General features: G+C 70.7%; 2 protein-coding genes. Both read right to left on the reverse strand.

The window, feature by feature from the left end; all coding sequences use genetic code 11:
* Positions 1-2,236: malto-oligosyltrehalose synthase (gene treY, locus VFN12_RS17060; RefSeq protein WP_325119982.1), on the reverse strand; the 2,236-nt coding region annotated here is incomplete at its 3' end.
* 2 nt (positions 2,237-2,238) lie between these two features.
* Positions 2,239-4,366: glycogen debranching protein GlgX (gene glgX, locus VFN12_RS17065; protein ID WP_325119983.1), on the reverse strand; the 2,128-nt coding region annotated here is incomplete at its 5' end.

A 4,366-nucleotide genomic window follows, 5' to 3' on the forward strand; every position in this document is an offset into this window, starting at 1 on the left:
GCTCGAGTCGGGTGTCGCCCCACTCGTCCGCGAGACCCACGGGGAGCCGGGTGACCACGCTGATCGCGCCGCCGCGGTCGAACGCCAACGCGTGATCCGCGGCCGGGCCCTCGACCGTCACCGGCGCGTAGGTCGTGAACAGGTCCGGACGGTCGCGGCGCAGGCGCAGCGCCGCGCTGGTCACCAGCAGCTTGGTCCGGTCGGGGCGGTTCGACCCGGGGTCGGCCAGCAGCCGCTCCCGCAGACCGAAGTCGACCGGGCGTCGGTTGTCGGGGTCGACGAGGGACTGCTCCCACAGCTCCGAGCCCTGGTAGACGTCGGGAACCCCGGGCATGGTGATCGCCACCAGCTTGGCCGCGAGGGCGTTCGACCGGCCCGGCCGCACGGTCGCCTCGAGCAGCCTGCGCAGCACCCGGTCCACGTCCTCGTCGTCGAAGGCCGAGTCGACCGCCGCATGCACCGCCCGCTCGTATCCCGCGTCCGGAGCGGTCCAGGTGGTGTGGTCGCCCGCCTCGCGCATCGCCTTCTCGGCGTAGCCGTGCAGCCGGGACCTCAGGTCAGGGTCGTCGTCGGCGGGCCAGGCGCCGAGGACGGCCTGCCACAGCAATGCCCCGAACGCCGGGTCCGGTACCGGCGCGAGCCGGAGCAGCTCGTCGAGTGCGGCCTCCCACACGGACGGCATCTCGGCGAGGACGGCGATCCGGGCGCGGACGTCCTCGCCCCGCTTGGTGTCGTGCGTCGAGAGCGCGGTCATCGTGTCGGGCCACTCGGCCTGACGCGCCGCCATCTGCTCGTGGAACTTCCGCGGCGTGATCGAGAAGATCGCGGGGTCGGCCCCGACCTCGTTGAGCGAGGTCAGCCGCGACCAGCGGTAGAAGGCGCAGTCCTCGACGCCCTTGGCCATCACCATCCCGCTGGTCTGCTGGAACCGCAGGGCGGGGGCAGACTCCGGATCGGAGAGCTGGGGTTGGAGCTGGTCCAGGGTGGCGGTCAGGTCGGGGCGGTGCCGCCGGGCCAGTGCGAAGGCCTGGTCGACGTGGGCCTGACCCTCGGGCAGGTAGGAGCGGTAGACGGGGAAGCAGGCGAGCAGCTCGGCGACGGCGTCGACGAGGGCCTCGACCGGAGGCCCCGCCTCCGTTACGGGGTTTCGAGGCTCAGGCCCGGACGGCCTTCGCACCTCAACCTCCGACAGCTCCCGGACGATGCGCCGGACCTCCGATCCCAGGATGCCGTCGGCGACCGCGCGCTTGCTGTCGTGCACCAGCTGCTCCCAGTGCACCGGGGCACCCCGGAGCCGGGTCTCCAGCAGGTCGAGCGGCTCCTGGCCTGCCGGGTCGGTCAGCACCCGGTCGATGAGGGCGAGGCCGTCGTACCCGGTGGTGCCGGCGGTCGCCCACGACGCGGGCAGGTCCTCACCGGGGTGGAGGATCTTCTCGACCAGGACGTAGGCGCCACCGGTGAGCCCGGCCAGGTCCTCGAGGTAGCGGCCCGGCTCGCGGAGCCCGTCCGGGTGGTCGACCCGCAGCCCGTCCACGAGCCCCTCGTCGAACCAGCGCCTGATCTCCGCGTGCGAGGCGTCGAAGACCGAGGCGTCCTCCACCCGGATCGCGGCGAGGGTGTTGACCGCGAAGAACCGGCGGTAGTTGAGTCCGTGGTCGGCCACCCGCCAGCTCACCAGCTCGTAGTGCTGACGGTCGTGGACCTCCTGGGGATCCTCGCCCTCGGTTCCGGGAGCGATCGGGAAGCGGTGGTCGTGGTAGCGCAGCTCGCCGTCGACCAGGACCAGGTTCGCGATCGGCCCGCCCTCCGCCGGCAGGTCGTCGTCGCCCACCACCGGGATCCGGATCCGTCCGCCGCCCGCGGGCCAGTCGACGTCGAAGGCGTCGGCGTGGACCGAGGCCGGTCCGTGCCGCAGCAGGTCCCACCACCAGCCGTTCTCGACCGGGGTGGCGACGCCGACGTGGTTGGGGACGATGTCGACCAGCACGCCCAGGTCGAGGCGCCGCGCCTCCTTCACCAGCGCTGACAGCCCCGCCTCGCCACCGCGTGCCGGGTCGATCCGGTCGTGTGCCACGACGTCGTACCCGTGGCTGCTGCCGGGCTCCGCGGCGAGCAGCGGCGAGAGGTAGACCCAGTCCACTCCGAGGTCACGCAGGTAGGGCAGGCGTTGCGCGGCCTCGAACAGGTCGAACTGCTCGGTGATCTGGAGCCGGTAGGTGTTCCTGGGGGTGCGCATGCTCAGCCGTTGGCCGCCTGCGCGGCGAGGGAGGCGGCCACGGAGTGGTCCGGCTCCTCCTCGGGCCCGGCGTGCTGACGGAGCACCACGAGGCTGCGTGACTCGAGGGCGATGGGGGTCCCGGCCTTGCAGATCTCCACGTCGTCGAGCGCGTCACCTGTGTCGAGGACGACGTCCCACGCGTCGGCGTACTCCGCGGGCGGCAGGGTCACCTCCACCGGGTCGCCGGCGTTGAAGTAGAGCAGGAAGTGGGCGTCGACGATGGTGCCGCCGCGGACGTCCTTTCCGGCGATGCCGTTCCCGTTGAGGTACATCCCGATCGTCTTCCCGTCGCTCTCCCAGTCCGCGGGCTCCATGGCCCGGCCCTCGGGGTGCAGCCAGACGATGTCGTTGAGGCGCTCGCCGTTGCCGGTGCGCACCGTCGTACCGGTGAAGAAGCGCTTGCGGCGGAAGGTCGGGTGGTTGTGTCGCAGCCTCGCCACCGCGGCGGTGAACTCCACCAGGGGCTGGTCGGCCCGGTCCCAGTGGACCCACGAGATCTCGGAGTCCTGGGCGTAGGTGTTGTTGTTGCCGTCCTGGGTGCGGCCGAGCTCGTCGCCGTGCAGCAGCATCGGCACGCCCTGGCTGAGCAGCAGCGTGGCCAGGAAGTTGCGCTGGTCCCGGGCGCGCAGGGCCAGCACCTCGGGATCGTCGGTCGGCCCCTCCGCGCCGTGGTTCCACGAGCGGTTGTGGCTCTCGCCGTCGTTGTTGTCCTCGCCGTTGGCCTCGTTGTGCTTCTCGTTGTAGGAGACCAGGTCGCGCAGGGTGAACCCGTCGTGGGCGGTCACGAAGTTGATGCTGGCGACCGGCCGGCGCCCGGAGTGCTCGTAGAAGTCCGACGATCCGGCCAGTCGCGAGGCGAACTCGCCCAGGGACGGCTCGCCCCTCCAGAAGTCGCGGACGGTGTCGCGGTAGGCGCCGTTCCACTCGGTCCACTGGGGCGGGAAGTTCCCCACCTGGTAGCCGCCGGGGCCGACGTCCCAGGGCTCGGCGATCAGCTTCACCTGGCTGACGATCGGGTCCTGCTGCACGAGCTCGAAGAAGGTCGCGAGGCGGTCGACGTCGTAGAACTCGCGGGCCAGGGCCGAGGCCAGGTCGAACCGGAACCCGTCGACGTGCATCTCGGTCACCCAGTAGCGCAGCGAGTCCATGATCAGCTGGAGCGAGTGTGGGTGACGCACATTGAGGGAGTTCCCGGTGCCGGTGTAGTCCATGTAGTACTGCGGCTCGTCCTCGACCAGTCGGTAGTAGGCCGGGTTGTCGATCCCCTTGAAGCTGAGCGTGGGACCGAGGTGGTTCCCTTCCGCGGTGTGGTTGTAGACGACGTCGAGGATCACCTCGATGCCGGCCGCGTGCAGCGACTTCACCATCGTCTTGAACTCCTGCACCTGCTGGCCGCGGGTCTGCTCGTCGCGCGAGGTCGCGGCGTAGTCGGCGTGCGGTGCGAGGAAGGCGAGCGTGTTGTAGCCCCAGTAGTTGCGCAGGCCCTTCTCCACCAGCGTGCTGTCCTGGACGAACTGGTGGACCGGCATCAGCTCGATGGCGGTCACGCCGAGCTTGGCCAGGTGATCGGTGACGGCGGGGTGTGCCAGGCCGGCGTAGGTGCCCCGGAGGTCTTCGGGCACCTCGGGGTGGAGCTGGGTCAGCCCCTTGACGTGGGCCTCGTAGATGACCGTCTCGTTGTAGGGGACGCTGGGACTTCGGTCGCCCTCCCAGTCGAAGAACGGGTTGATCACGACGGCGTAGGTCATGTGCGGCGCGGAGTCGTCGTCGTTGCGCGAGTCGGGGTCGCCGAAGTCGTAGCCGAAGAGAGACTGGTCCCAGTCGATCTCGCCGCTGGTGGCCTTGGCGTAGGGGTCGAGCAGGAGCTTGTGGGGGTTGCACCGCAGTCCGCGAGACGGGTCCCAGGGCCCGTGGACGCGGTAGCCGTACCGCTGCCCGGGCTGCACCGACGGGAGGTAGCAGTGCCAGACGAACGCATCCTCCTCGGTGAGCTCGATCCGATGCTCGGTGAGCTCCTCGCCGTCGCCGTCGATGAGGCACAGCTCGACGCGCTCGGCCACCTCGCTGAAGAGCGCGAAGTTGGTGCCG

It is taken from the genome of Nocardioides sp. (assembly GCF_035703625.1).
In the GTDB taxonomy this organism is placed as follows: Bacteria; Actinomycetota; Actinomycetes; order Propionibacteriales; family Nocardioidaceae; genus Nocardioides.